Here is a 25,639-nt window from a genome sequence, read left to right as displayed (position 1 = left end):
CGAAGGTGTTATGTCAAATCAAATTTTGATTGTTGAAGACGAAGTGAAGTTGGCTAACTTATTGGTAGATTACTTTTCTCTTGAACAGTTTACCTCTCATTGCATTCATGACGGTAATGATGTCATTGAATGGGTAAAGAAAAATAATCCAGCGGCAATATTACTTGATTTAATGCTACCCAATAAAGATGGTATGCAAATTTGTCGTGAGTTACGTCAGTTTACCCAAGTGCCTATTTTAATGATCACCGCGAAAGTTGAAGAAATAGATCGACTATTAGGCCTAGAGCTTGGTGCAGATGATTATATTTGTAAGCCATTTAGTCCAAGAGAAGTTGTGGCACGGGTGAAAGCAGTACTGCGAAGAACACAATTTAGTCAACACCCTTTAAAATCTAGTTCAACGTTGGAATTAGATGAAAGCCGCTATCAAGTTAATTATCAAGGTAACAGTTTAGATTTAACTGCGGTTGAATTTCAGTTACTCAAACCAATGTGCGCTGAGCCTGGCCGAGTATTTTCTCGTGAACAATTAATGCAAAATATGTACGAAGATAACCGCATTGTCAGTGATAGAACAATTGATAGCCATATTAAAAAATTAAGAAAAAAAATCCATCAATTAAGTCCCAGCGAAGAGTTAATTCATTCAGTTTATGGCGTGGGGTATCGGTTTTTGCCTAATGAACAGTGAATGAAAATCGAATGAAGAGTGAATAAAGAGAGAATGAAAAAGTCACTTACTATCAATAAATAAACCATATAAAAAATTAAATAGGCAATGATGTGAAGATAAAGTTTGCGGTTATCGGTACCAGTAAAATAACGAAAATGTTTTTAGCTGCGGCTAAACATGACGAGCGATTTCATTTACACGCGGTGTATTCTCGCAATATTGATACCGCACAATTATTTGCTAAAGAACATAATGCTCATACCTTTTTTGATGATTTATCCCAATTAGCTTCTTGTGCAGACATTGATGCTGTTTATATCGCTTCTCCAAATAGTTTACATGCAAAACAAGCGATAAAAATGATGGAAGCAGGTAAGCATGTTTTATGTGAAAAGCCTATTGCAGTTAATAGCAATGAGTTTCAGATGATGGTAACAACGGCTAAAGAAAATCATGTTTGCTTAATGGAAGCCATGTTAAGTTCATTTGTTCCTAATTTTTTAATTATTAAAAACTCTCTCGATAAAATTGGTCATTTAAGAAAGTTTACTGCTAGTTTTTGCCAATATTCATCACGCTATCCAGCATATTTAAATGGTGAAAACCCTAATACCTTTAATTTAACGTTCGCGAACGGTTCATTGGTTGATATTGGTATTTACCCACTTTATGCTGCCGTTTCACTATTTGGCATGCCAGACAATATCCAAAGTCAATGCACTAAATTACCTTCTGGTGTAGATGGTTGCGGAGATGTGTTATTAAGTTATGAAAAATCGTCACAAGTTCAGGCGATAATAAGCCATTCAAAAGTGAGTTCGGGTGAAAATATAGGTGAATTGCAAGGAGAAAAAGGAAGACTTGTTTGGCAGCACTCATCCGAGTTCAATCAAGTAAAGCTCGTGCTTAACGATGGTGAAGAACGGATTCTTTCAGTTGAGCAGCATAGCAATAAAATGGTGTATGAATGTCAGCATTTTTTAGATTTAATTTCTGAAAAACGTATAGAGTCGCCCATTAATACATGGCAATTATCGTTAAATGTATTAAAGGTACTAGAGCAAGTGAGAGCTCAGCAATCAATTGTTTATCCTAATGATAATGTGTAAATTGTAAAGTGTAAGCTATACTCAACAGTATCCTTATTTATTTCGTTGAAACAGATAAGTTATTTTGAATAAACTGTGAGGTATTTATTGTGGCAGCTGAAAAAGAATTAAAAATCCTTTCACAATCTGATCTGGATGATTTACTGCGAATAAATGAATTTATTGGCCAGCAAGATGAAAATTCATTAGTGAGTGAATTAAAACGAGCTATTTTAGACTCAGGAAAGTTAGAGTTAGGTCAGTGGAAGTCGTTACGTGATCATATCAGAGAAATAGAAGAGTTAATTCCTCATATTGATTTAATCATAAAATTGAAAAAAGAAAACTAAACCGTTTTATATATCAGGCGGTAATTATTTCCTAAATATTTTAATAAAAAGCAGCAGACCTTGGTAATCTCACTTATAATAACGCGAGTTTATACGTGAGGAAAATTATGAAAGTTTGTGGTGTAGAGTTAAAGGGTAGTGATGCCATTATTTGTGTGATGTCAAAAGCTAATGGTTTATATGATATTCCACACATTAGAGTGCCTAAAATATCAATAAAAGATGCTGGTGACGCTGATCATTTACGAGATTTTCAATTTGCTTTTGCAAAATTAATTGAAGATTACAAAATTGATAAAGTTGTTATCAAAGGTAGAGCTTTAAAAGGCAAGTTTTCTGGTGGCCCAGTTGGTTTTAAATTAGAAGCTGCTATTCAATTAATCAATAATTTACCGGTTGAAATATTGTCGGCAAGTTATGTCAAAAATACCTTAGCAAAGTCACAAGTGAATATTGATTTTAGAGATACAGGATTAAAAAATCTTCAAGAGACAGCCTTTCAAACGGTTTTTTCATACTTGGAAAACCAGTAAACTCCAGTCTTAATGATAAAAACATTTCTCATGCGAAGTGTTTTTATCATCCTTTAATATGTCGTTAAAAAAACATTTCTAGTGGTTACCAATATTAAGGGTATTGGTAAGTTTGTTGTTTTGGCTAATAGTAAACTAAGTGTGAGCTTACCAAATATTTTTCTTCTTAACTTCCCCCTTTGATCATGATAAAAAACAATTAAGGTATTGCTTTACATACCTATAACCACGATTTTCTAGCTAAATAAAGTACAAAGAAAGCATATAACTCTTGTTTGAGATAATAAGCTAAATAAAATTTAACTTAGCTAACTTTATCAATTCAATTCTCTTTATTAGGGCGTGTTGACCTTTCGAGGTTAAATTTTGTTCAAAATAAAAGTCATTTATTCAAGGCGTGAGTTAAGTAGCATGGTTGTTCCATGTAAATAGCGAGCAACGAATAAAAAATGGCTTTTAATTGAACCCTTCGGGCAACGTTTGTTTGTCATTTCTACTGCATTTTTGCTCATTGAGGTGGAATAACCACATAACATTCGCAATGCTTTGTATAAATACCAAACAAACAGTTGCAAAAATCATCGCGAAAGATCAACACGCCCTACTATAAATATAACTTGCGAAATAATAATAGTAAGTTGCCATTGTTAACCGTTTTGGTTTACCGATTACTTATTTTTATCCAGTTATTTTTAAAACTTTGGTTGACAAATTGGTAAGCTGTTGAGAGTATCGTATATAGTATTTAGTACTGAAGAAATATAAATAACAAAATTAGTTTTCTTTTTTAGTACTTAAATGGTTCATACAATAATTTATTAGGGGAATAATGATTGTGAAAACGAAATTATTAATGAGTTTGCCAATTCTTTTGGCATTAAGTGCATGTGATAATGACTTTGAAGGCAATAAAGAAGGTAACTCAATTGGCTCAATAAGTATTTCTGGTGACACGATAGTGGGTTCAGCATTGTCAGCAAATTTGGTTGACACTAATGGTTATGACGCTGCTGCGGTAACTTATTCTTGGATGGCTAACGATGTGGTAATTTCGGGTGCAACTTCAAGCTCATATACGCTTGTAGATGCAGATGCTGCTACGAAAATCACGGTTTCTGCTTCATATACAGATGACGATGGCTATGATGAAATTGCTAAATCTAACCCTTCAAGCACGGTAGAGTTTCCAGCTGTGAACACTGAAGGTACTGTTGCTATTTCTGGTGATGCAGTTGTTGATGGCGTGCTTACAGCAACGGTTACCGATCCAAATGGTTCAGGTGCAACGCCAATCGCTTACACTTGGATGGTTGATGGTTCAGATATTGCTGATTCAAATGCTTCAACTTATACCTTAACTGCGGCTGAGCTAGGTTCGATTATCACAGTTTCAGTAGTTTATACTGATAATGACGGGTTTGATGAAATGGCAACGTCTGAAGGCGTTGGCCCTGTTACTGATGAAGTGATTGTTCCACCTGCAGTAGAGATCACTAAAGTAGCATCAATTACTGATAGCATGACAGATGATGCCGGTGAATTACGTTACAAAGATTCAACATTAGAGCAAGGTAAACTGACTGTTTCATTTAACAAAACAATGGATGACGGTAAAGATGCTTACATAGGATTATACGGTAGCTCAACTAGTACAAATAATGCGGTGATTGATTTAAGAATTCAAAATGGTGTATTTCAGATACGTAATAATGAAGATGCTATTTTAAGTGAAGTGACTTACACCTTAGGTGAATGGCATGACGTAGAAATGACATGGGATTCTTCAAGTACAACTGAAGTAACAACATTAACTTTATCTATTGATGGTGTGATGTATGGTCCATTTCTTTCAGCAACGAAGGAAGGTCCAGATCTAACTACAGATGGTGTATCAACAGTCATCTTTAAATTAGGTGATAATGGTGGTGTAACTGACGCATCATTCTTAGTTGATGACTTTAAGCTTTATTCTGATATGGCGGGAACTACTGAAGTATTCTCTGATGATTTTGAAGGTTATGCTGTAGGTGATTCACTTGATACTGATAATTCAGCATCACCATATAACTCTAGCACTGCAGAAGCTGTTGTCGCTGAAGCTGAGCGTTTAGTTGAAGAAGAGCCTGAAGAACCAGCTGAGCCAAACTTCAAACTTGCTTCTATCACAGATACTATGACAGATGATGCCGGTGAATTACGTTACAAAGATTCAACATTAGAGCAAGGTAAACTGACTGTTTCATTTAACAAAACAATGGATGACGGTAAAGATGCTTACATAGGATTATACGGTAGCTCAACTAGTACAAATAATGCTGTGATTGATTTAAGAATTCAAAATGGTGTGTTTGAAATTCGTAATAACGCTGAAGGTATTTTAAGCGAAGTTACTTACACTTTAGGTGAGTGGCATGATGTTGAAATGACATGGGATTCTTCAAGTACAACTGAAGTAACAACATTAACTTTATCTATTGATGGTGTGATGTATGGTCCATTTCTTTCAGCTACACAAGAAGGTCCTGATTTAACGACTGATGGCGTTTCAACGGTGATCTTTAAAATTGGAGACAATGGTGGTGTAACTGATGCAGCATTCTTAGTTGATGACTTTAAACTCTATTCTGATATGGAAGGTACAACTGAAGTATTCTCAGATGACTTTGAAGGTTACACAGTAGGTGACTCTTTAGATACGGATAATTCAGCTTCACCGTATAACTCAAGTACTGCTGAAGCGGTTGTTGCCGACAGACTATAATTAGGCAGCTATTGAAAAATTAAGTTGAGTTAATTTGGTATTACAATCGGGCTAACTCAACTTATTAAAATAGCGCTATTAGTAGCGCTATTTTTTATTTTGAATATATCAAAGGTAAAAAATAATGTTGTTTTCAGTTAAAAAATTAATGAGCTTAGCGCTAATTATTTCAGTTGTCGGACAGATTCAAGCTGAGGAAATTAGAAATACCCGTAACGAAGTGATCAAACTTGATCCTACGTTAACACCTGCTAAAAACTTTGATTTATCTGATTGGAGTATTAGTTTACCTGTTGATACAAATAAAGATGGTATCGCTGATAATATTCCAGAAAATTATTTATCAAAAGGATTAACCATTTCACCAATATTTTATACCGCTACAGATGGCGGAATGGTTTTTACTGCGCCCATTGATGGACCAAAAACCTCGAAAAACACTAAATATACTCGAACTGAATTACGAGAAATGCTCAGAGCCGGTAATCTTAGAGTTAAAACGAAAGGTATTACCAAAAATAATTGGGTATTTAGCACGGTCAAAAGATCCGTTAGGAAAAAGTCTGGCGGTGTTGATGGCACATTAGATGCGACGCTTGCGGTTAATCACGTCACAACAACGGGAGATGAGAAACAAGTCGGTCGTGTCATCATAGGTCAAATTCATGCGAAAGATGACGAACCTGTCAGATTATATTATCGCAAACTGCCTGAAAATAAATATGGTGCCATTTATATAGCTCATGAACCTTTAACGGGTGATGAACAATGGTATGACTTAATTGGTTCACGTGCGAGTAACGCTAAAGATGATCCTGATGGCGTGCTTCTTAACGAAGTGTTTAGTTATCGAATTCATGTTGAGGGTGATTTATTAACCGTTACTATAATGCGTCCAGGAAAAGCCGATGTAGTACAAGAAGTTGATATGAGTGAAAGTGGCTATAACAAGAGTGATCAGTATATGTATTTTAAAGCAGGTGTTTACAATCAAAATAATACCGGCGATAAAACTGATTATGTACAGGCTACCTTTTATCAATTAGAAAACAATCACAAAAAACGATAAGTTTTATACTCTAGAACTTTTCTAAAAAAAACACATATTGCTGGATGAGTAATTCAGCAGTACAAATCAAGAGTAATCAGAACCTCGCTAATACTTCCTTTTAATTATTAGGATTTTTAATAGCGAATAAAGGTTTTATATTCAGCAACTTTAAACATACATTGTTTTTACAATGTTGGAGGCTTAAGTGCTTTTACGACACTATTTTACCTTATTCAGTATAGTATTTTTACTACAAGGCTGTGGTTCATCATCTTCATCAGAAAAGGAGGTTCAACCCCCTATTCAAGAGCAACCAAGTACGCCTGAAACACCAGAAGTAATAATAGAGAATATTAGTTGCTCAAGTTTAAATAAACTTGAATTAACACAAGCATCAGTACAATCACAAATGCAAGGTTTTGAAGCAAGTAAAGCGATTGATGGCTCATTTATTGAAACAAATCGTTGGTCAACCAACAATAATCAGCATGATTTAATTTTAACACTCGATGAAACATCATTAGTCAAAGGAATTTCAATTAATTGGTTGAATACCGATGAACGAAGCTATAGTTTTGACATAGCAACTTCGCAAGATAAAGAAGACTGGCAAGCGGTTTTAACATCGGCAATAAGTAACCCATCAACCACCCGTAGTGAGTATGTGGAGTTAACTGAAAGCTCGGCCAAATATATCAAAATTATTGCCAATGGAAGTGATAAAAATGATGGTAATCATATCGTTGAAGTTGAAGCTTTTGGTTGTCGAGAAGATATAACTTCGTCGATAGAACTAAACGATTGGTATTTAAGTATTCCTGTGGATGAAAGCAGCAATTCAAAAGCTAAAAGTATCTATGAATCTACGCTCAACGATGATTATTTTAATGCTGAATTTTTCTTTTTAGATAAAGAGGGCGGCATGGTATTTCGATCACCTATCGAAGGCGCTAAAACCTCGACTAATACCAAATATACTCGTACAGAGTTAAGGGAAATGTTAAGGCGTGGCAACACGAGTATCAGCACGCAAGGGGTAAATAAAAATAATTGGGTATTCTCTAGTGCACCAGCAAGCGATCAATCAAAGGCAGGTGGGGTTGATGGTACGCTTACTGCTGAATTGTCAGTAAATTATGTTACAGAGACAGGGGATAGCTCACAAGTAGGACGAGTGATCATAGGTCAAATTCATGCAAATGACGATGAGCCCATTCGTGTTTATTATCGTAAATTACCTAATAATTCAAAGGGCGCTATTTATTTAGCTCATGAAATAAAAGATGGCGATGATACGTATTTTGAATTAATTGGTACGCGATCAAAAAGTGCAGAGAACCCTGAAAATGGTATTGAATTAAATGAACGGTTTGGCTATCAAATTTCAGTTGCTGGCAACTTATTAACATTCACGTTAACGAGAGATGGTCAAGCAGATATTACTGAAGTGATTGATATGAGCAATAGTGGGTATGACGCAGGCGGTCAATATATGTATTTTAAAGCAGGGGTATATAATCAAAACAATTCGGGTGATCCTAAAGACTATGTTCAAGCAACGTTTTATAAAATAGAAAATAGCCATTCAAATTACGATGGTTAACATTGTTCGTAAATTAGCCGAATAGCGTTAAATAGATTAAATAACCGTTGTCGGCTCAATTTACTGTGATAGAATGGTTGCACATCTAGGTTGCATTTGGACCTGCACTGACATGTATATAACTATATATGACATGTGCTCCGTTGCAACGGGCTTGATCTAGGATTCGACAGGATTCACGAAGCTTGAGGTGCATGCCCAGGGGCGGTTGGCCTGGTAAAAAGCCGCAAAACTATAATTGCAAACGACGAAACGTTCGCACTAGCCGCTTAAGGCTAGCCATCACCTCATAAATTGTCCTGTTGTTTAGAGGATTGATGGTCACCCCAAATAGGATAGCGAGGGAAGCACGCTTAAGGCTGAACCGCGAAATAGTATTAAGCTCACCATGACGAAGCCTGTCGGTTGGCGTCTAATTGGTTAAATAAATAATCGACTAAGCATGTAGTACCGAAGGTCTAGGCTTTCTGGACGGGGGTTCGATTCCCCCCAGGTCCAAATGCAACTTAGAGTACCTTTCTAAAATATCTGTTATCTATCGCTATACTGATAGTAAAAGAGAAATCTAAAACAATACTCTCATATCTAGCTGACTAGTAACTGAGTAACTTATACCCATGATTATTCTTACTGATGAGTTGTTGTTAGTCAAAAATTAACGTTAGGCTAATTTACTTTTGAAGAAATCAATCGTGCGTTGCCAAGCAAGTTCGGCGTTTTCTTTATCGAATCTGGCCGTTGAATCATTATGAAAACCATGCTTTGCGTTTTTATACATATACATTTGATAGTCAACAGATTGCTTTTTCAGATCTTGCTCGTATTCAGGCCACGATTTATTCACTCTTTCATCTAGTTCACCAAGTTGGATCATCATTGATGCTTTGATATTTTTTCGTAGTTCTTTCGTAGCAGGGGTTCCATAAAAAGGCACGCCTGCAGTTAACAATTTGCTATCGATAGCAGCTAAATAATTTACCATGTAGCCACCAAAGCAAAATCCGACAGCACCTAATTTTCCATTACTGTATGGCTGCGCTTTTAAAAAGTTGGCAGCTGCTACAAAGTCATGTTGAATCTTAGCTCGATCTAATTCGCGTTGCATTGCTCTGCCTTCATCATCGTTACCTGGATATCCACCAACGGGGAATAACGCATCGGGAGCGAAAGCGATAAAACCTTGTTTAGCTAGTCGTCTGGCAACATCTTTAACATAGGGGTTTAAGCCTCTATTTTCATGAATTACTAATACCACAGGGTAAGTATTCTTTTTAGTTGTTGGTTTAACTAAATACCCTCGACCTTTGCCGTGCCCTTGAGGTGAATCAAACTCCTGATAACTGGCAACAATATCATCATCATTAAAAGAGACTTGCTCAGCTAAAGCGTAATTAGGCAAAAGGGCAGAGGTTAGTGTGGTCATTGAGTAACCTAAAGCAACTAAAGTGCCTAACTTTTTCATAAAGTCGCGTCGTTCCATACCACCATGTGCATAGTCGTCATACCAATCAAATGCTTCTTGTGGAATTTGAGTCGATTGTTCTTTCATATTTGTGGCCTTTAGTCTTTGTTAAATTGATGACATAGGTATTTTTAAGGTTTAAAAATAGCACCATTTTTAACCTTGAGCCAGCAAGAAAATTGACTATGTGTCCAATTTATAGATTACAAAAAAATGTTAGAATATTTAGTTAAACAAATAATTATGATACTAATGAAAGCGAGAGGTAGTTAAGATTGGACAATTTATATGGGTTATATAGGCTTTAGTTAACCGAAAAATTGTCCAAGGGATTGGCAGAATTGTTTAGATAGACGTGTTAACGATCTAAATTTTTATTTTTCATTAAACGGCCTTTATCGACAGCCCATTCACGATCTTTAATATCAGCACGTTTATCGTGGTCTTTTTTACCTTTACCTAAGTAAAACTCGAGTTTGACCCAACAAGCCTTCCAATACATAGCAGTGGCGATTAATGAATAACCATCACGATCTACTGCGCCAATAAGTTTATCTAACTCTCGGCGGTTTAATAATAATTTACGATCACGGTTAGCGTCGCAAACTACATGACTTGATGCGGCGTTTAAGGGCATGATTTCAGCGCCAAGCAAATAAGCTTCACGATTTTTTATATGTACGTAACAATCGGAAATATTTACTTTTCCGCTACGAATGCTTTTTATTTCCCAACCTTGCAGACTTAACCCCGCTTCAAACTTATCAGTGAGAGTGTAGTTATGACGCGCTTTTTTATTGAGTGCAATAGTATTGCTATTTGATTTATTTAATTTCTTTTTTGCCATTATCTTTCCATCGTTAACGGCGACATTATACGGAGAATTATCGCTAATTAAATGACTATTTTTGATTTTTCCTAACTTGATTTAGGTTAATGCCTTTTTTGATAAGCTTTGTTATGATGGCGCTTTATTTTTAGGGGGTTAAATGGCGTCAATTAGTCGTAATGCGTTAGTGATGTTTAGTGTTGAACAAATGTATCAATTAATAAACGATATTGCTGCTTATCCTCAATTTATTCCTGATTGTGGGGATAGTAAAATTATCTCTGAGGATCAGCATGAAATGGTTGCCGGTTTACTGGTGGCCAAAGGCGGATTGAAAAAGTGGTTTACCACTAAAAATACGCTAATATCAAACAGTGAAGTCAAAATGACGCTAATCGATGGTCCATTTAAAACTTTAACAGGAAGTTGGCAGTTAACAGCATTATCTGAAGAAGCATGTAAGATAAGTTTACACTTAGATTATGAATTTTCGAGTAAGGTATTTGATTTAGCTTTTGGACGAGTATTTAATAGCTTAGCAAATAATATGGTTCAAGCGTTTACACAACGTGCTAAAGAAGTTTATGGAGCAAAAATTGGATAGCTTAACTATGAACAGCTCTCAAGCTGATGAAAAACAAACATTAATAAAGATTGAAGTCGTTTATGGTATCCCGACAGAGCAAGCGTTATTAACCTTAGAAGTCGAAGAGGGAGTTACGGTTGAACAGGCTATTATTGCATCGGGCATTTTACTAAGTTTTAAGGATATAGATTTAACGGTTAACAAAGTAGGCATTTGGAATCGAACCGCTAAGCTAACGGATACGGTTAAAGATTTGGATAGAATTGAAATTTATCGCCCATTAATTGCTGATCCAAAAGAAGTGCGTAAACGTCGTGCGGAAAAAGCTAAAGAAGAAGGTAGAGCCGATAAAGTAACCGGCGGCCGTGTTGATCCTAGACGTTCAAAATCTGAATAAGCTTTTGGCTATATCTTACGACTAAGTTTTAACATTATCTCGACATTACAGGAGCTTAATTTAAGCTCCTCAAAAGTTGGAAAGTTTGTTTTTAAAATTAGGTGATTAATTCACCATAGGTGTGTGATAACTCTCAGGCAACTCAAAATCACCTTCGGCAGATACTAATTTATTATCTTCAAATTTTACCGTAAATTGTTTTTTCGCATTTAAGTTTTCACTTCTACCTGATTTAAAACGATAAACATAATGCCAAGTATCTTGGTTAAATGAATCTAATACTACTGGGCTACCGAGCACAAATTTGACCTGTTCTTTCGTCATACCCACTTGAAGTTTGTCGACATCTTTTTGCTCTAAATAGTTACCTTGTGGAATATCAATCCGAAAGACCCAACTTGAACAAGCAGAAATTGATAAAACTAAACTTAAAGCTAAAACTCGAAACAACATGATGATGTATATATCCTATAAACTGTGAACGGGGATAATAACTAAGCCTGCCATCAGATACAAAAGTTTTTTAGTTTATTTCACTTTCTGATCAACTTGCTAGTAATTCTACGGCATTTGCTATGCTGTTATCGGTAATTTTATCACCAGCTAACAAACGAGCAATTTCTTGGACTCTACCATCGTTACTTAGTTCCGTAACTTTCGTTTCAGTATGTTCACCATCGGTAAGTTTAGTGACAAATAATTGTTGATGGCCTTTACAAGCTACTTGAGGCAAGTGGGTTACACAAATAACTTGGGTGTTTGATGCTAATTGTTGTAATTTCGCGCCAACCATTGCTGCGGTTGGACCGCTGATACCAACATCCACTTCATCAAATATTAATGTTGGAGTAATGACTTTATCGGCAAGGATCACTTGCATTGCTAAGCTTATTCTTGATAACTCACCACCTGAAGCAACATTATTCATTGCAGCTAATTGCTGACCTGGGTTTAAACTGATTAAAAAATTGATGTTATCTAAGCCATGTGAAGTGAGTTTTTCGTTTTCACTTTGACTAACACTAATTTGAAACTGCCCGTGTTCCATATTTAACTCGCGCATACTCTCAGTAATTTTTTGGCTTAACACTTTAGCAGCAGACATTCTTGATTTAGTTAACGCTTTTGCACTGGCTACATAATTGGCTTCTGCAGTTTCAATTTCTTGATAAATGACATCTAATCGAGATTCGTCGTCAGAGATTAGCGCTAATTCCTGTTTAAGACTCTGGTGGAAATGCGTCAAGTTCTCAGGAGAAACATGGTGCTTTTTAGCTAGTTGAACAGCCGTTGAGAATCGCTCTTCAATGATCTGATAAGTTTGTGGATCTAACTCTAAACGTTCGTAGTAGTGTCTAAGCTCGCTATTTACATCTTCAAGTTGTAATAAACTCTCATTAAGTTGCTCAGATAACTGGCTGACATTTGGATCTAATGAAGCAAGGGTATTTAGCTGCTCACAAGTTGTTCTTAAACTATCGGTTATGTTTAATTGTTCATTTTCTGATAAATTTTGTAATGCTTGCAGCGAAATATCTAATAACTGTTGGCTATTACTATGTCGTTTATAATCTGTTTCTAACTGTTCAAATTCACCTTCGGCTAAAGCAAACTCATCGAGTTCATTCACTTGATATTGCAGTAGTTGGCGTTGAGCATTTCGTTGAGATTGATTTTCTTGAAGCTTATTACTTTCATGGTTTAATGATTGCCATTGTTTGAAGTAAAACTGCAAAGTGTCGATTAAGTTTTTATGATCAGCATAGTCATCTAAAATCTGACGTTGTTGCGCAGCTTTAACAATAAGTTGATGTTCATGTTGACCATGAATGTTGATCAAAAATTCTCCAATTTCTTTTAATTGCGCTAAAGGTACTTGGCTACCATTAATAAATGCTTTTGATCTACCTTCTGCAGAAATCAATCGGCGAAGTATACATTCATGATCTTCAAATGAAATCTCATTAGTTTCTAACCACTGCATAGCCATTTTATTGTCACTAATATCAAACGTGGCAGACAGTTCAGCTTTTTTACTATTAGCTCTTACAACATTGGTGACAGCGCGATCACCTAAACATAATCCTAATGCATCTATAGCAATTGATTTTCCTGCGCCAGTTTCACCTGTGATTGTTGTCATGCCATTGCGCCAGTCAATGTCTAACGCTCGGACAATCGCAAAATTTTGAATGTTTAGATGTAATAACATAATCAACCTAATTGCACTGTATAAATACTTAGGTGTTAATTTATACAGTGTTTCGGTTTTTTGCAATAATTATTTTTGTCGTCTCTGTTTTTAACAGAAATTACTTTAATGTGAATGACTAATTTTTTCGTCAAGTTTTAAAGAAAGGTTATATTTTTTATAAATAGGTTGGAGGGTATTATTTTCTAATAACTGTTGTGTGGTTTCATCGTAATATTTTTTTAACACGCGACCTTGCTCGTCATCACTAAAAATTAAATATAAGTTAAGTGTTGATAAATCTTGAATATGATATTTACTTTGCTCTTCAAGGGGTAAGTTAGCCAAGTGAAGTTCCAGTATTGATCTAATATCTAAATAATAATCAACTTTGTTTTTTTGTAATAGAGCAATGGCATCTGCCCGATATTGCGCGGTAATTCCATCTAGATATTGGGAGATATCGGATTGCATCAACTCCTCGGCATAAGTCAAAGGCCATACTCCTACTAACGTTTGAATTTGAGCTAAAGATAATGATTGATCAGCTTGCGTTAATATACTTAAAGGTTGAGTTAGTATCGGTAGGTCGGCAAAAAGATATTTATTGCTTTTCGGTAGGGCGCCGCTGACCTGAGCTTTGTTAATTACAACTTGGTGTAATGCTCTTTTCCAAGGCAAATATTGTATTGATACATGGTAGGGAGAGTGTTCGAAAATTTTACTAAATATTTCGTGATAAATGCCTGTACCATCTCGATTGGTAAAACCCTCCCATGTATCAGTTGCCCAAATAATATCAATTTTGGGGGATTGAGCACTTCTTGCAATACCTGTAGTAAATCCTATAAGTATGAAGAGAAAAAAGCTTGCGAAACGAAAAACTCTCATGAATTTAATAAAGTTTATGCCCCCAACTGAGTTTATTTCTTAAAACGTTGAAGTAGCTATGATCAAGCGGGTGTACTAATCGAAGCGTATTTTTACTCTTTTTAATGATCACTTCATCACCAGGCATCACAGCTAAAATAACGTGACCATCACAACTTACTTGTAGATTTTCATAGTTTTCATTAGCAAGCACTAATTTAATTTCACTGTTGCCATCGACCACTATCGGGCGACTGGTTAATGTATGAGGAAACATCGGCACTAGCGATAATGCATTTAAATTTGGGGTTAAAATTGGACCACCAGCCGACATAGAATATGCAGTTGAACCTGTTGGCGTTGAAACAATTAAACCATCAGAACGTTGACTGAACATAAAGCTGCCGTCGATATAAACTTCAAATTCAATCATGCTAGCCACTTTACCAGCATGTAATACCGCCTCATTTACTGCGCTATTAGAACTTTTTAATTTGCCATGCCGATATACTTCAGCTTCGATAATAAATCGTTGTTCTGAACGAGATTCGCCAGCCAATATTTTTGTTAATGGTTCATTGATATCATCGGGCGATAAATCAGTTAAAAAACCTAAATTACCTCGGTTAACCCCTAATACACCTATGTTATAACAGGATAAAACTCGAGCGGCCCCTAACATATAACCATCACCACCCACCACAATGGCAAGATCTGCTTGTTCACCTATTTCAGTGACAGAACAAATAGTGATATCGTCAAATTCAAGCGAGCTAGCTACAGAATTTTCCACAAGAATTTGATAACCTTGCGTTGTTAAAAATTGGTATAGAGTATTAATTGTCACACCCGCACCTTTATGGTTTGGTTTGCCAATTAAGCCAATTGTTTTATAAAGTTTACTCATATTTGCTATATTTAGGGATTTTTCACTGTTAACAGCAGTTTGGCGCTATTTTTGAAACTTGTAAAGTTGACTTTTTTATAAATGTTTCACAAATCTGCTTGAATCATTCAAACAAGACCCCATAATTAGCAGATTATTAGTTTAAATTAGTCGCATTTTACGATTTATCTTGGAGTTTTTCATGACTAACAAGTCTACAGAGAATAAGAGTGCTGAAGAAATTTCAGCAGAAGATTTAGCCGCAGAAATTATTGGCGAAGCTGAGGAGCAAGTTGAAGTTCAATTAGATGCAGCAGCAGATAACATTAGCCCTGAACAAGAAAGAATTAATGAATTAGAACTCTCTTTATCAGTAGCTCAAGCAACCGTAGCAGATCAAAAAGATTCTGTTATCAGAGCAAAGGCTGAAGTTGATAATGTTCGCCGTAGAAGTGCGCAAGACGTAGAAAAAGCACGTAAGTTTGCTTTAGAAAAATTTGCCGCAGAAATGTTAACCGTTGTTGATAATTTAGAACGTGGCTTAGCAACCATAGATGCGGAAGCGGAAGAGCAGAAAGCGACTTTTGAGGGGATTAATTTAACCCTGCAAGGTTTATTGTCGGGGTTAGAGAAATTTGGTGTTAAAGCCGTAGATCCTCAAGATCAACCTTTTAACCCTGAACTTCACCAAGCAATGTCGATGCAAGAAGTTGAAGGTGTCGAGCCAAACACCGTTATTGCGGTAATGCAAAAAGGTTATGAATTAAACGGCCGTTTAATCAGACCAGCAATGGTAATGGTTTCAAAAGCTGCGCCTGCAGTAGATACTTCTGCATAAATTCATATAGTCGTATTGAAGAAAGCCAGACCTTATGTCTGGTTTTTTTATTGGTTGAAAATAACTTATTACAATAGAGGGAAAAGCATACGTTTTTTGCGTAATCTTGGTCGTTCTTCTGCTTTATTTGTCATTTTGAGTCAATATGTCATTTTTTTTACTTTTTTTAACAAAAAAGAGTTGAAAACAATTTTCCCGCCCCCAATTTAGTTTTCAACAACAGATTAATTTACATTTAGTATTCGGAGATCCTCAAGATGGGCAAAATTATTGGTATTGACCTAGGGACAACAAACTCTTGTGTTGCTGTACTCGATGGCGACAAAGTACGTGTTATTGAAAATGCTGAAGGCGATCGTACAACACCTTCAATCATCGCATATACAGAAGATGGCGAAACGTTAGTAGGTCAACCTGCGAAACGTCAATCAGTAACAAATCCTAAAAATACATTATTTGCAATTAAGCGTTTAATCGGTCGTCGTTTTGATGACAGTGAAGTACAACGTGATATTGGTATTATGCCATTTGGTATTGTTAAAGCTGACAATGGTGATGCTTGGGTTACAGCACGTGATAAAAACGTTGCTCCACCACAAGTATCAGCAGAAGTTTTAGCAAAAATGAAAAAAACCGCTGAAGACTTTTTAGGTGAAACAGTTTCTGAAGCAGTAATCACAGTTCCTGCATATTTTAACGATTCACAACGTCAAGCTACGAAAGATGCTGGTCGTATTGCGGGCTTAGATGTAAAACGTATCATCAACGAGCCAACGGCTGCTGCTCTTGCTTATGGCATGGACAAAAAACAAGGCGATAAAGTTGTTGCGGTTTATGACTTAGGTGGTGGTACTTTCGATATCTCAATTATTGAAATTGATGAAGTTGAAGGCGAGCACACGTTTGAAGTATTAGCAACTAACGGTGATACACACTTAGGTGGTGAAGATTTTGATAACCGCTTAATCAATTATCTAGTTGAAGAATTTAAGAAAGACCAAGGCATGGATTTAACTAAAGATCCATTAGCGATGCAACGTTTGAAAGAAGCGGCAGAAAAAGCGAAATGTGAACTTTCTTCTGCGCAACAAACTGATGTGAACTTACCTTACATCACCGCAGATGGTTCTGGTCCTAAGCACATGAACATTAAAGTGACACGTGCAAAATTAGAATCACTTGTAGAAGATATGGTTAAAGCAACTTTAGAACCATTAAAGCAAGCACTTAAAGATGCTGATTTATCAGTAAGTGATGTTAATGATGTAATCTTGGTTGGTGGTCAAACACGTATGCCAATGGTACAAAAAGCGGTAACAGAATTTTTTGGCAAAGAGCCTCGTAAAGATGTTAACCCAGATGAAGCAGTAGCTTCTGGTGCGGCAATTCAAGCAGGTGTTCTTTCTGGTGATGTGACTGACGTACTTCTTTTAGATGTAACGCCATTATCATTAGGGATTGAAACTATGGGTGGCGTGATGACGAAAGTTATCGATAAAAATACCACTATCCCAACTAAACAGTCACAAACGTTCTCAACGGCTGATGATAACCAAGCTGCGGTAACAGTACATGTTGTTCAAGGTGAGCGTAAGCAAGCATCTGCAAACAAATCACTTGGTCAGTTCAATTTAGAAGGTATTGATCCTGCACCTCGTGGTACGCCACAAATCGAAGTAACTTTCGATATTGATGCTGATGGTATCTTGCATGTTACTGCCAAAGATAAGAACACAGGTAAAGAGCAAAAAATTACCATTAAAGCTTCTTCTGGTTTATCGGACGATGAAGTAGAGCAAATGGTACGTGACGCTGAAGCAAATGCTGATGAAGATGCGAAGTTTGAAGAATTAGTTCAAGCACGTAACCAAGCTGATGGCATGATCCACGCAACTCGTACTCAAATTACTGAAGCGGGCGATGATTTACCTGCTGAAGATAAAGAGAAAATTGAAGCGGCTTTAGCTGAACTTGAAACAGCTTTAAAAGGTGATGATAAAGCTGAAATTGAAGCTAAATCTCAAGCAGTTATCGAAGCGTCAGCTAAGTTGATGGAAATTGCGCAAGCGAAAGCACAAGCACAAGGTGGCGCTGCTGAAGGTGCTGCACCTGAAGATAGTGCGGCTCCAGCTGATGACGTAGTTGACGCTGAGTTTGAAGAAGTAAAAGACGATAAATAATTATTTGTCTACGGATTAGCTTGATAGCTTCGTTAGAAGTACTCACCTAGTAAACTAGGCTCCGTGCTTCTGCCTCGCTTTCAAGCAATTCAACAACAACTAATTTATTTATTAGTTTGTTTCATATAGAAACATTAAAGCGTCGATCGATATCGGCGCTTTATTATGTTTTAGCTTTAGTTGTTAACATATTAATTTTATTGGTTATTTATCTAATGTTTACATAAGTTTTAAATAAATATTCCAAAAAAATAATTAATAAAATTGATATCAATAGATGTGAAGTAAAGAGAATTATGTCAAAACGCGATTATTATGAAACGCTTGGTGTTGCTAAAGACGCTGGCGAACGAGAAATTAAAAAAGCTTATAAACGTTTAGCGATGAAATATCATCCTGATCGAACTCAGGGTGATAAGTCGAAAGAAGAAACGTTTAAAGAAATTAAAGAAGCTTATGAAATTCTAAATGATGATCAAAAGCGTGCGGCATATGATCAATATGGTCATGCTGCCTTTGAACAAGGTGGTCACGGTGGTGGCGGATTTGGCGGTGGCCAAGACTTTGGCGATGCGTTTGGCGATATCTTTGGTGATATTTTTGGTGGTGGCCGCCGTGGTGGTGGGCAATCGCGCCAACGTCGTGGCAGTGATTTACGCTATAACCTTGAAATGACGTTAGAAGATGCCGTAAAAGGTAAATCGGTAGAAATTAAAGTACCTACTTATGTTAGTTGTGAGCCATGTGACGGCTCTGGTGCTAAAAAAGGAACCAGTGCTAAAACTTGTGCTACCTGTCATGGTCATGGGCAAGTACAAATGCGTCAAGGGTTATTTGCTGTTCAGCAAACTTGTCCAACTTGTTCTGGTAAAGGTAAAGTGATTAGTGACCCATGTACTTCGTGTCGTGGTCAAGGTCGTGTAGAAAAAACCAAAACACTTAATGCTAAAGTGCCAGCAGGTGTTGATACGGGTGATCGTATTCGTTTATCAGGCGAAGGTGAAGCGGGTGAGCATGGCGCTCCGGCAGGTGATTTATATGTGCAAGTTCACGTCAAAGATCATCCTATTTTTGTTCGCGAAGAAAACAATTTATTTTGTGAAGTACCGATCAGCTTTACAACTGCAGCATTAGGGGGAGAAATTGAAGTGCCTACCCTAGGTGGTAAAGTTAAGCTTAAAATACCGAAAGAAACACAAACCGGTAAAATGTTCCGCTTAAGAGGTAAAGGGGTTAAGTCTGTAAGAAGTCATGCAACTGGCGACTTGATGTGTAAAGCGGTCATTGAGACTCCTGTTAATCTCTCAGGCGATCAAGCTGATTTGTTACGCCAACTTGAAGAAAAAATGGGTAAAAATCAAACGAAACATAATCCAAAAGAAACGGGTTTTTTTGACAGTGTAAAAAACTTTTTTGATGATTTAAAAAGCTAAGTCATTTAGAAATAGTTCAAAAGTTTAAAGCCATAGAAAATTTATTTTCTATGGCTTTTTTCAATGTGTTTAATTGTTCTATACTCAATCTTGTATTGTTAATTATTTCCAAGTTAGCTGCGATTGCTTAGTGTTAATTTGGACAATTAATATAAATTAATAACCTCTAAGAAGTACTTTTCATGCCAAAAATAGTAATGATTTTCGTTGTTTTTATCTGTTCTTTTCAGTTGTCTGCCGAAGAGGTTGCTGAATTGCCGCCGTTAGACCCAAGTTATGTGGGCGAACATGGCATGGTACTGTTTACTAAATCATCAAGTATTTATGCTTCTCATCTTCCTTTGTATCACAAACCGCATAATGTGCAGCTAATTTATAAATTAGAGAATAAAAATCTAGCGCTTTTGCAAAGTGTAAGAGATGGCGGGTTAGTAACCATCAAACCAAAACCTTTTAATTTACAGCGTTTAATGCGCGGTGAAAAAATGATCATTAATGTTGATGTTTATTCGGGACATTTTGAGCGTGATGGCATGTTGGTTTATGAAAATATTCCATTGAGTTTTGCTAAACGTTTGTATGTTAGAGAAATGATTGAGTTAGAAGAGTCTTCACGTCAGCAAGCGTATGACGTGATTAACTTAAACAAAAATTACAAAATTTATGTGCATAAAATTCAAAAAGCACCGAGTTTTGATCATATTCTTTATATTGACGTGGAAGCTAGTTGTTTAGGGCGTTTTAATACCAGTTCTGCTGTGCCTAAAGAAAATGAATTGCTGTATAAGTTTGTTAATTGTGGAACCATGACGCCTTTATATTATGAAACTCAAGACTTTCGTGAAGATAAAATATAATTTACCTCGTTTTAATTAGGGCGTGTGATGCATCATTTTAATAAAGAGTAGTTTATATAAATTACGCATTAGGAATGACTGAGACCGTCTCAATACAAGCTATTTTAATGGTTATTCAACGTCTTAGAAAGCTACCGTTTAGCATCATAACCTGCATGTTTAGTCGTCTTTTTTTTATCTTAGTACTTAATAATTATTTCTTTCGGTTGAAGAATCTGGTATTTGTTCACTTAATAATAACAATAATTAGTTTCTGGAAGAATCCATGTCATTTAAATGGTTAGAAAATACCATTTCATCTATAGATAAATTTACCGACACTACTGGTAAACTCATTGCTTGGCTAACTTTTGCCATGGTCGTTGTTAGTTTTGCCATAGTTGTGCTGCGTTATGTATTCAACTTAGGTTGGGTAGCTATGCAAGAATCTGTGCTCTATTTCCATGGCATCGTCTTTATGCTTGGAGCAGCTTACACCTTAAAAGTTGATGGCCATGTCAGAGTGGATATTTTCTATCAACGATTTTCAAAAAAGCAACAAGCGATGGTAAACCTCTTTGGTGCTTTATTTCTACTTTTACCTGTGTGTATTACCATTTTTATTATTAGTTTCGATTATGTCGCTGTTTCTTGGGAAATCATGGAAAAGTCGAGTGAAGCGGGTGGCTTACCTTTAGTTTTTATTAATAAATCATTAATTTTATTATTTGTTATCAGTTTGCTTTTACAAGGCGTTGCTGAAATCGGGCGTAATCTTTTGATTATTACAAGCTATAACTTTGCTAAAACTGATTTAGAAGGAGGCATCTAATGGAATATATTGCCTTATTGATGTTTGTTGTTGTGTGTTTGGTACTCTTGTTGGGGTACCCTGTTGCACTATCATTAGCAGGAACCGCTTTACTTTTTGCAGGTTTAGGCAGTGTTTTTAATATTTTTGAAGCTTCTTTTTTAACAGCGTTACCAAGTCGAATTTATGGCGTAATGAACAATCAAACGTTATTAGCCGTGCCATTATTTGTTTTTATGGGGGCAATGCTAGAACGCTCTAAAATTGCCGAAAACTTACTCAATGCCATGTCTGTTTTGTTTGGTCGTTTTAATGGTGGTTTAGGTATTTCTGTTACGTTAGTGGGCATGTTATTAGCGGCAAGTACCGGTATTGTTGGTGCGACGGTTGTTACTATGGGGTTATTGTCATTACCGACGATGTTGAAGCGAGGTTACAATCCTCAATTTTCCACGGGGATCATTTGTGCCACGGGTACGCTAGGGCAGATTATTCCTCCCTCTATTGCTTTAGTGTTATTAGGAGATGTTTTATCTAGTGCTTATCAAAAAGCTCAACTCCAAATGGGGATATTTAGTCCCGAAACCGTTTCTGTGGGGGATTTATTTGCTGGGGCGGTTATTCCTGGATTAATTCTAGTGTTGTTATATATGTCTTACTGCATGGTTTATGCTTTCTTGAAACCTAATGAAGTGCCAAGCTTAACGCCTAGTGATATAAAAGAAATCCAAGGGGATAGATCGAAAACGTCCTTGATGTTATCTGCATTAGTGCCACCATTATTGTTAATGTTTGCTGTGCTTGGCTCTATATTATTAGGTTATGCTACACCTACCGAGGCAGCAGGTGTCGGTGCTATGGGCTCGTTAATCTTAGCACTATTTCAAAGGCAACTTTCTCGTGAAAACTTAACAGCAGTCATGCAAAGCACGGTTAAAATTACCTCTATGGTATTTTTAATCTTAATAGGTGCTAGTTTATTTTCATTAGTTTTTCGAGGTTTTGGAGGCGAGGAATTAGTACAAGGCTTCTTCGAAGGTATGCCAGGTGGCGTGGTAGGAGCAACCTTAATTGTCATGTTGGTCATTTTTCTTCTGGGGTTTATTTTAGACTTTATTGAAATTACTTTTGTTGTTGTGCCAATTGTCGCCCCAATTTTACTTGCAATGGGATTAGATCCGATTTGGCTAGGCATCATGATCGCCATTAATTTACAAACATCTTTTTTAACACCGCCATTTGGTTTTGCGTTATTTTATTTGCGCGGCGTTGCCGATAAAGCGGTGAAAACCTCGTCGATTTATCGAGGAGTCATTCCCTTTATTATCATGCAATTGTTGTTATTATTAGCGCTTGCCCAATGGCCTGAATTAATCACTTGGTTACCAAACGTTATTTATGGTTGATGAATCAATCATTTTATATGAATATTTGTCACAGCGTTTCAGGTAAAAATAATAAAAAAATTATGGATAAGTTATGAAAAAATTATTAATTAAATCATTCGCTTTAGTAGCGTTCTCTCTTTTTCTTACAGGATGTGGTGAAAAAGAAAACACTGCCTCTACAGTCGCTGAAAAAGCTAAAAGCTTTGAGTGGAAACTCGTGACTTCTTGGCCGAAAAATTTTCCAGGTTTAGGAATGGGGCCAGAAAAATTTGCTCAATATGTTGATGAAATGAGTGGCGGGCGTTTAACGGTAAAGGTTTATGGTTCGGGTGAATTAGTACCTGGTTTTGAAGTCTTTGATGCCGTATCACAAGGTACGGCGCAAATGGGACATAGTGGCGCTTATTATTGGAAAGGAAAAATGCCTGCAGCGCCTATATTTAGTGCCATTCCTTTTGGTATGACTGCAACAGAATTTAACGCTTGGTTGCATTACGGCGGCGGGTTGGTGCTTTGGCAGGAATTATATCAACCCTTTGGTGTAGTACCAATGGCCGGTGGTAATTCTGGCGCGCAATTTGCCGGTTGGTTTAAAAAAGAAATCAACTCTATTGAAGACTTGAAAGGCTTAAAGATGCGTATTCCTGGACTTGGCGGTGAAGTATTAAAGCGCGCAGGTGCAATACCAGTTACCTTAACGGGCGGTGAAATATTTTCTTCATTACAAAGTGGTGCTATTGATGCTTCTGAATGGGTTGGTCCTTATAATGATTTAGCATTTGGTTTTCATCAAGTGGCAGAGTATTACTATTCTTCAGTGTGGCATGAAACAGGCACTACATTGGAATTTCTTGTTAATGAAAAAGCGTTAAAGGCTTTACCTAAAGATTTACAGAAAATTGTCGAAATTGCTGCTCGTGCGGTAAATGAAGACATGCTTGATGAATATAATGCTAGAAATAACAATGCTCTAAAAGATCTTGTAGAAAAGCATCAAGTAAAGTTACGTCAGTTTCCACCTGAAGTGATGAAAGCTTTAAAAGGGTATAGTGAAGAGGTTATTGCAGAACAAGCACAAAATGATGAAAGTTTTGCTAAGATCTGGTCATCATATTCAGAATTTTTACAATCTATGCGTGAATATAACGATTTAACCTTGAAAGAATATTATAAAAATAGATAGTAACCCTTAAAAAAATAGCAGGTATTTCAAGTTTTTAGATAAAATACCTGCATTATCCTAACTGCTCGTACCTCTTATTTTTCTCAGCAGAGTAAACTATGCGGCAACTTTCGAGCAACTAGCCGAATTAATCGATTTACTAAGAAGGTTTTCTTATGGTTATCAAGCCAAAAATTCGTGGTTTTATTTGTACTAATGCACATCCAAAAGGATGTGAAGCTCATGTTAATGAGCAAATAGCTTATGTTAAAGCGCATGCTCAACCGGACACTAAACCTAAAAACGTATTAGTGATTGGTTCTTCAACAGGTTATGGCTTAGCGTCTCGTATTACTGCTGCTTTTGGTAGTAAAGCTAATACGTTAGGCATTTTCTTTGAAAAACCACCAACAGAAAAGAAAACAGCCAGTGCGGGTTGGTACAATACCTCAGCTTTTCAAAAAGCGGCGGATGCTGAAGGATTATGGTCTAAGAATATTAACGGTGATGCGTTTTCTCATGAAATTAAAGCGAAAGCGATTGAAACAATTAAAGCTGAATTAGGTGAAATTGATTTAGTAGTATATAGCTTAGCCTCTCCTCGACGTACTGATCCAGATACTGGTGAAGTGTACTCTTCAACGCTTAAGCCTATCGGACAAAGTGTTACCACTAAGAACTTAAACACTTCGAAGCGTATTATTGATTCGGTATCTGTTGAAGCAGCGAATGAAGCTGAAATTCAAGGGACCATTGATGTAATGGGTGGCGCTGATTGGGAGTTATGGATAAAAGCCTTAAATGAAGCGGGTGTTCTATCAAATAACTTTAAAAGTGTTGCTTATACTTATATTGGTAAAGAATTAACGTGGCCAATTTATGGTAAAGCGACGATTGGTAAAGCAAAAGAAGATTTAGATAGAGCTGCTGCAGCGATAAATGAATCTACGAAATCGCTTAATGGTGCTGCTCATGTCACGTCGTTAAATGCAGTTGTTACGCAAGCAAGTTCAGCTATTCCAATTATGCCATTATACATTTCTGCTATGTTCAAAGTGATGAAAGAAGACGGCACTTACGAAGGTTGTATCGAGCAGATTCAAAATTTATTTATTGAAAATATTTACAGTGATACGCCAAGACTTGATGATCAAAATAGGTACCGTCAAAACTATAAAGAACTAGAAGATAGTGTTCAGCAACGTGTCACTGACATTTGGAATAAAGTTGAAACAGAAACTATTGACGAATTAACTGATTATGTAAGTTATCACAACGAATTTATTCGTTTGTTTGGTTTCGGTATTGATAGTGTTGATTATGATATTGACGTAAATCCAGTAACCGAAATTAATCATTTATTGTAAGTGATTATTCACTGTAAACTAAAAAAAACCGACGTTTATCGTCGGTTTTTTTATGCTTGAAGTATGCAATATAAATAACCTTTCAATCACTGTTTTTATCATTATCAGCAGCTAATTACCTTATTTTAAAGGGTAATGATAATCAATCGTATTAAGCGTTATATTACAAGGTGTTAGTATTCTTGAGACAGGATAATTGACTAAAATTCTGATTAAAAATATATTTTTGTTGGTTTTGTGAGCAAAATCAAATTTATTCGTCTAAATTGTAATTTAAAGTAACGCAGAGGATAGAATCATTTAGAGCTTTTGTGTTAAAATCGCGCCAGAAATTTAAACTT

The 25,639-nt window shown here is 36.3% G+C and carries 23 protein-coding genes and 1 other RNA gene; 18 read left to right on the top strand and 6 right to left on the bottom strand.

The window, feature by feature from the left end; all coding sequences use genetic code 11:
• Nucleotides 1-10: 10 nt before the first annotated feature.
• The 8 genes from Q4493_RS00475 (at nt 11) to ssrA (ending at nt 8,563) form a co-directional block, all read left to right on the top strand.
• Entirely contained in the window at nt 11-694 is a 684-nt protein-coding gene (locus tag Q4493_RS00475) for a response regulator (protein ID WP_303448550.1), read from the top strand.
• A 92-nt stretch (nt 695-786) separates the two neighbouring features.
• Nucleotides 787-1,785: a Gfo/Idh/MocA family protein gene (locus tag Q4493_RS00470; RefSeq protein ID WP_303448549.1), complete on the top strand. Its 999-nt coding sequence runs from the start codon at nt 787-789 to the stop codon at nt 1,783-1,785.
• A gap of 89 nt (nt 1,786-1,874) precedes the next feature.
• On the top strand, nt 1,875-2,114 hold the full coding sequence (locus tag Q4493_RS00465) for a hypothetical protein (protein WP_303448548.1): 240 nt from the start codon (nt 1,875-1,877) through the stop codon (nt 2,112-2,114).
• A 107-nt stretch (nt 2,115-2,221) separates the two neighbouring features.
• On the top strand, nt 2,222-2,647 hold the full coding sequence (locus Q4493_RS00460; protein WP_303448547.1) for a DUF3010 family protein: 426 nt from the start codon (nt 2,222-2,224) through the stop codon (nt 2,645-2,647).
• Between the two features lie 835 nt (nt 2,648-3,482).
• The gene (locus tag Q4493_RS00455; protein ID WP_303448545.1) at nt 3,483-5,408 is read left to right on the top strand and encodes a hypothetical protein; all 1,926 of its coding nucleotides are present in this window, start codon (nt 3,483-3,485) and stop codon (nt 5,406-5,408) included.
• A 124-nt stretch (nt 5,409-5,532) separates the two neighbouring features.
• A complete protein-coding gene (locus tag Q4493_RS00450) occupies nt 5,533-6,477 on the top strand; it encodes a polysaccharide lyase family 7 protein (RefSeq protein ID WP_303448543.1) in 945 nt (314 codons plus the stop codon).
• 187 nt (nt 6,478-6,664) lie between these two features.
• Nucleotides 6,665-8,062, top strand: a complete 1,398-nt coding sequence (locus tag Q4493_RS00445) for a polysaccharide lyase family 7 protein (protein ID WP_303448540.1) — start codon at nt 6,665-6,667, stop codon at nt 8,060-8,062.
• Nucleotides 8,063-8,212: 150 nt separating this feature from the next.
• Nucleotides 8,213-8,563, top strand: a transfer-messenger RNA (tmRNA) gene (gene ssrA / locus Q4493_RS00440).
• Nucleotides 8,564-8,723: 160 nt separating this feature from the next.
• Here ssrA and Q4493_RS00435 read toward each other — a convergent pair.
• Both Q4493_RS00435 and smpB read right to left on the bottom strand, forming a co-directional pair.
• Nucleotides 8,724-9,611, bottom strand: a complete 888-nt coding sequence (locus tag Q4493_RS00435) for a dienelactone hydrolase family protein (RefSeq protein WP_303448538.1) — start codon at nt 9,609-9,611, stop codon at nt 8,724-8,726.
• A 271-nt stretch (nt 9,612-9,882) separates the two neighbouring features.
• Nucleotides 9,883-10,371 (bottom strand): SsrA-binding protein SmpB, encoded by a 489-nt coding sequence (gene smpB / locus Q4493_RS00430; RefSeq protein ID WP_303448536.1) that lies wholly within the window; start codon nt 10,369-10,371, stop codon nt 9,883-9,885.
• 142 nt (nt 10,372-10,513) lie between these two features.
• Between smpB and Q4493_RS00425 the strand changes: the two genes are divergently transcribed.
• Both Q4493_RS00425 and Q4493_RS00420 read left to right on the top strand, forming a co-directional pair.
• Nucleotides 10,514-10,957: a type II toxin-antitoxin system RatA family toxin gene (locus Q4493_RS00425; RefSeq protein WP_303448534.1), complete on the top strand. Its 444-nt coding sequence runs from the start codon at nt 10,514-10,516 to the stop codon at nt 10,955-10,957.
• A gap of 7 nt (nt 10,958-10,964) precedes the next feature.
• The gene (locus tag Q4493_RS00420; protein ID WP_303448533.1) at nt 10,965-11,336 is read left to right on the top strand and encodes an RnfH family protein; all 372 of its coding nucleotides are present in this window, start codon (nt 10,965-10,967) and stop codon (nt 11,334-11,336) included.
• Nucleotides 11,337-11,441: 105 nt separating this feature from the next.
• Here the strand turns inward: Q4493_RS00420 and Q4493_RS00415 are convergent, their stop codons facing one another.
• The 4 genes from Q4493_RS00415 to nadK all read right to left on the bottom strand — a co-directional run bounded on the left by Q4493_RS00415 (nt 11,442) and on the right by nadK (nt 15,304).
• Nucleotides 11,442-11,789, bottom strand: a complete 348-nt coding sequence (locus tag Q4493_RS00415) for an outer membrane protein assembly factor BamE (protein ID WP_303448531.1) — start codon at nt 11,787-11,789, stop codon at nt 11,442-11,444.
• Between the two features lie 91 nt (nt 11,790-11,880).
• Nucleotides 11,881-13,548, bottom strand: coding sequence for a DNA repair protein RecN (recN, locus tag Q4493_RS00410; RefSeq protein WP_303448529.1), 1,668 nt, complete (start codon nt 13,546-13,548; stop codon nt 11,881-11,883).
• Nucleotides 13,549-13,653: 105 nt separating this feature from the next.
• Entirely contained in the window at nt 13,654-14,418 is a 765-nt protein-coding gene (locus Q4493_RS00405) for an ABC transporter substrate-binding protein (protein ID WP_303448528.1), read from the bottom strand.
• 4 nt (nt 14,419-14,422) lie between these two features.
• The gene (gene nadK / locus Q4493_RS00400; protein WP_303448527.1) at nt 14,423-15,304 is read right to left on the bottom strand and encodes an NAD(+) kinase; all 882 of its coding nucleotides are present in this window, start codon (nt 15,302-15,304) and stop codon (nt 14,423-14,425) included.
• A gap of 181 nt (nt 15,305-15,485) precedes the next feature.
• Here nadK and grpE point away from each other — a divergent pair, with 181 nt between their 5' ends.
• From grpE to fabV, 8 genes are all read left to right on the top strand, one after another.
• On the top strand, nt 15,486-16,121 hold the full coding sequence (gene grpE, locus Q4493_RS00395) for a nucleotide exchange factor GrpE (protein WP_303448525.1): 636 nt from the start codon (nt 15,486-15,488) through the stop codon (nt 16,119-16,121).
• Between the two features lie 257 nt (nt 16,122-16,378).
• Complete coding sequence (dnaK, locus tag Q4493_RS00390) at nt 16,379-18,301, top strand: molecular chaperone DnaK (protein ID WP_303448523.1); 1,923 nt, start codon at nt 16,379-16,381, stop codon at nt 18,299-18,301.
• 296 nt (nt 18,302-18,597) lie between these two features.
• Nucleotides 18,598-19,734 (top strand): molecular chaperone DnaJ, encoded by a 1,137-nt coding sequence (gene dnaJ, locus Q4493_RS00385; RefSeq protein ID WP_303448522.1) that lies wholly within the window; start codon nt 18,598-18,600, stop codon nt 19,732-19,734.
• A gap of 182 nt (nt 19,735-19,916) precedes the next feature.
• A complete protein-coding gene (locus Q4493_RS00380; protein ID WP_303448520.1) occupies nt 19,917-20,591 on the top strand; it encodes a hypothetical protein in 675 nt (224 codons plus the stop codon).
• Nucleotides 20,592-20,856: 265 nt separating this feature from the next.
• The gene (locus Q4493_RS00375) at nt 20,857-21,402 is read left to right on the top strand and encodes a TRAP transporter small permease subunit (protein WP_303448518.1); all 546 of its coding nucleotides are present in this window, start codon (nt 20,857-20,859) and stop codon (nt 21,400-21,402) included.
• Nucleotides 21,402-22,787, top strand: a complete 1,386-nt coding sequence (locus Q4493_RS00370; RefSeq protein ID WP_303448516.1) for a TRAP transporter large permease subunit — start codon at nt 21,402-21,404, stop codon at nt 22,785-22,787. The genes Q4493_RS00375 and Q4493_RS00370 overlap by 1 nt, the downstream gene beginning before the upstream one ends.
• A gap of 73 nt (nt 22,788-22,860) precedes the next feature.
• The gene (locus Q4493_RS00365; protein ID WP_303448514.1) at nt 22,861-23,952 is read left to right on the top strand and encodes a TRAP transporter substrate-binding protein; all 1,092 of its coding nucleotides are present in this window, start codon (nt 22,861-22,863) and stop codon (nt 23,950-23,952) included.
• Between the two features lie 155 nt (nt 23,953-24,107).
• Nucleotides 24,108-25,298, top strand: a complete 1,191-nt coding sequence (gene fabV, locus Q4493_RS00360) for an enoyl-ACP reductase FabV (protein WP_303448512.1) — start codon at nt 24,108-24,110, stop codon at nt 25,296-25,298.
• Nucleotides 25,299-25,639 lie beyond the last annotated feature (341 nt).

Origin of the sequence: Colwellia sp. 1_MG-2023 (genome assembly GCF_030546755.1) — a bacterium.
In the GTDB taxonomy this organism is placed as follows: Bacteria; Pseudomonadota; Gammaproteobacteria; order Enterobacterales; family Alteromonadaceae; genus Thalassotalea_H.
Note: the sequence above shows the minus strand (reverse complement) of the source record. Positions and strands in the feature narration are given on the sequence as shown.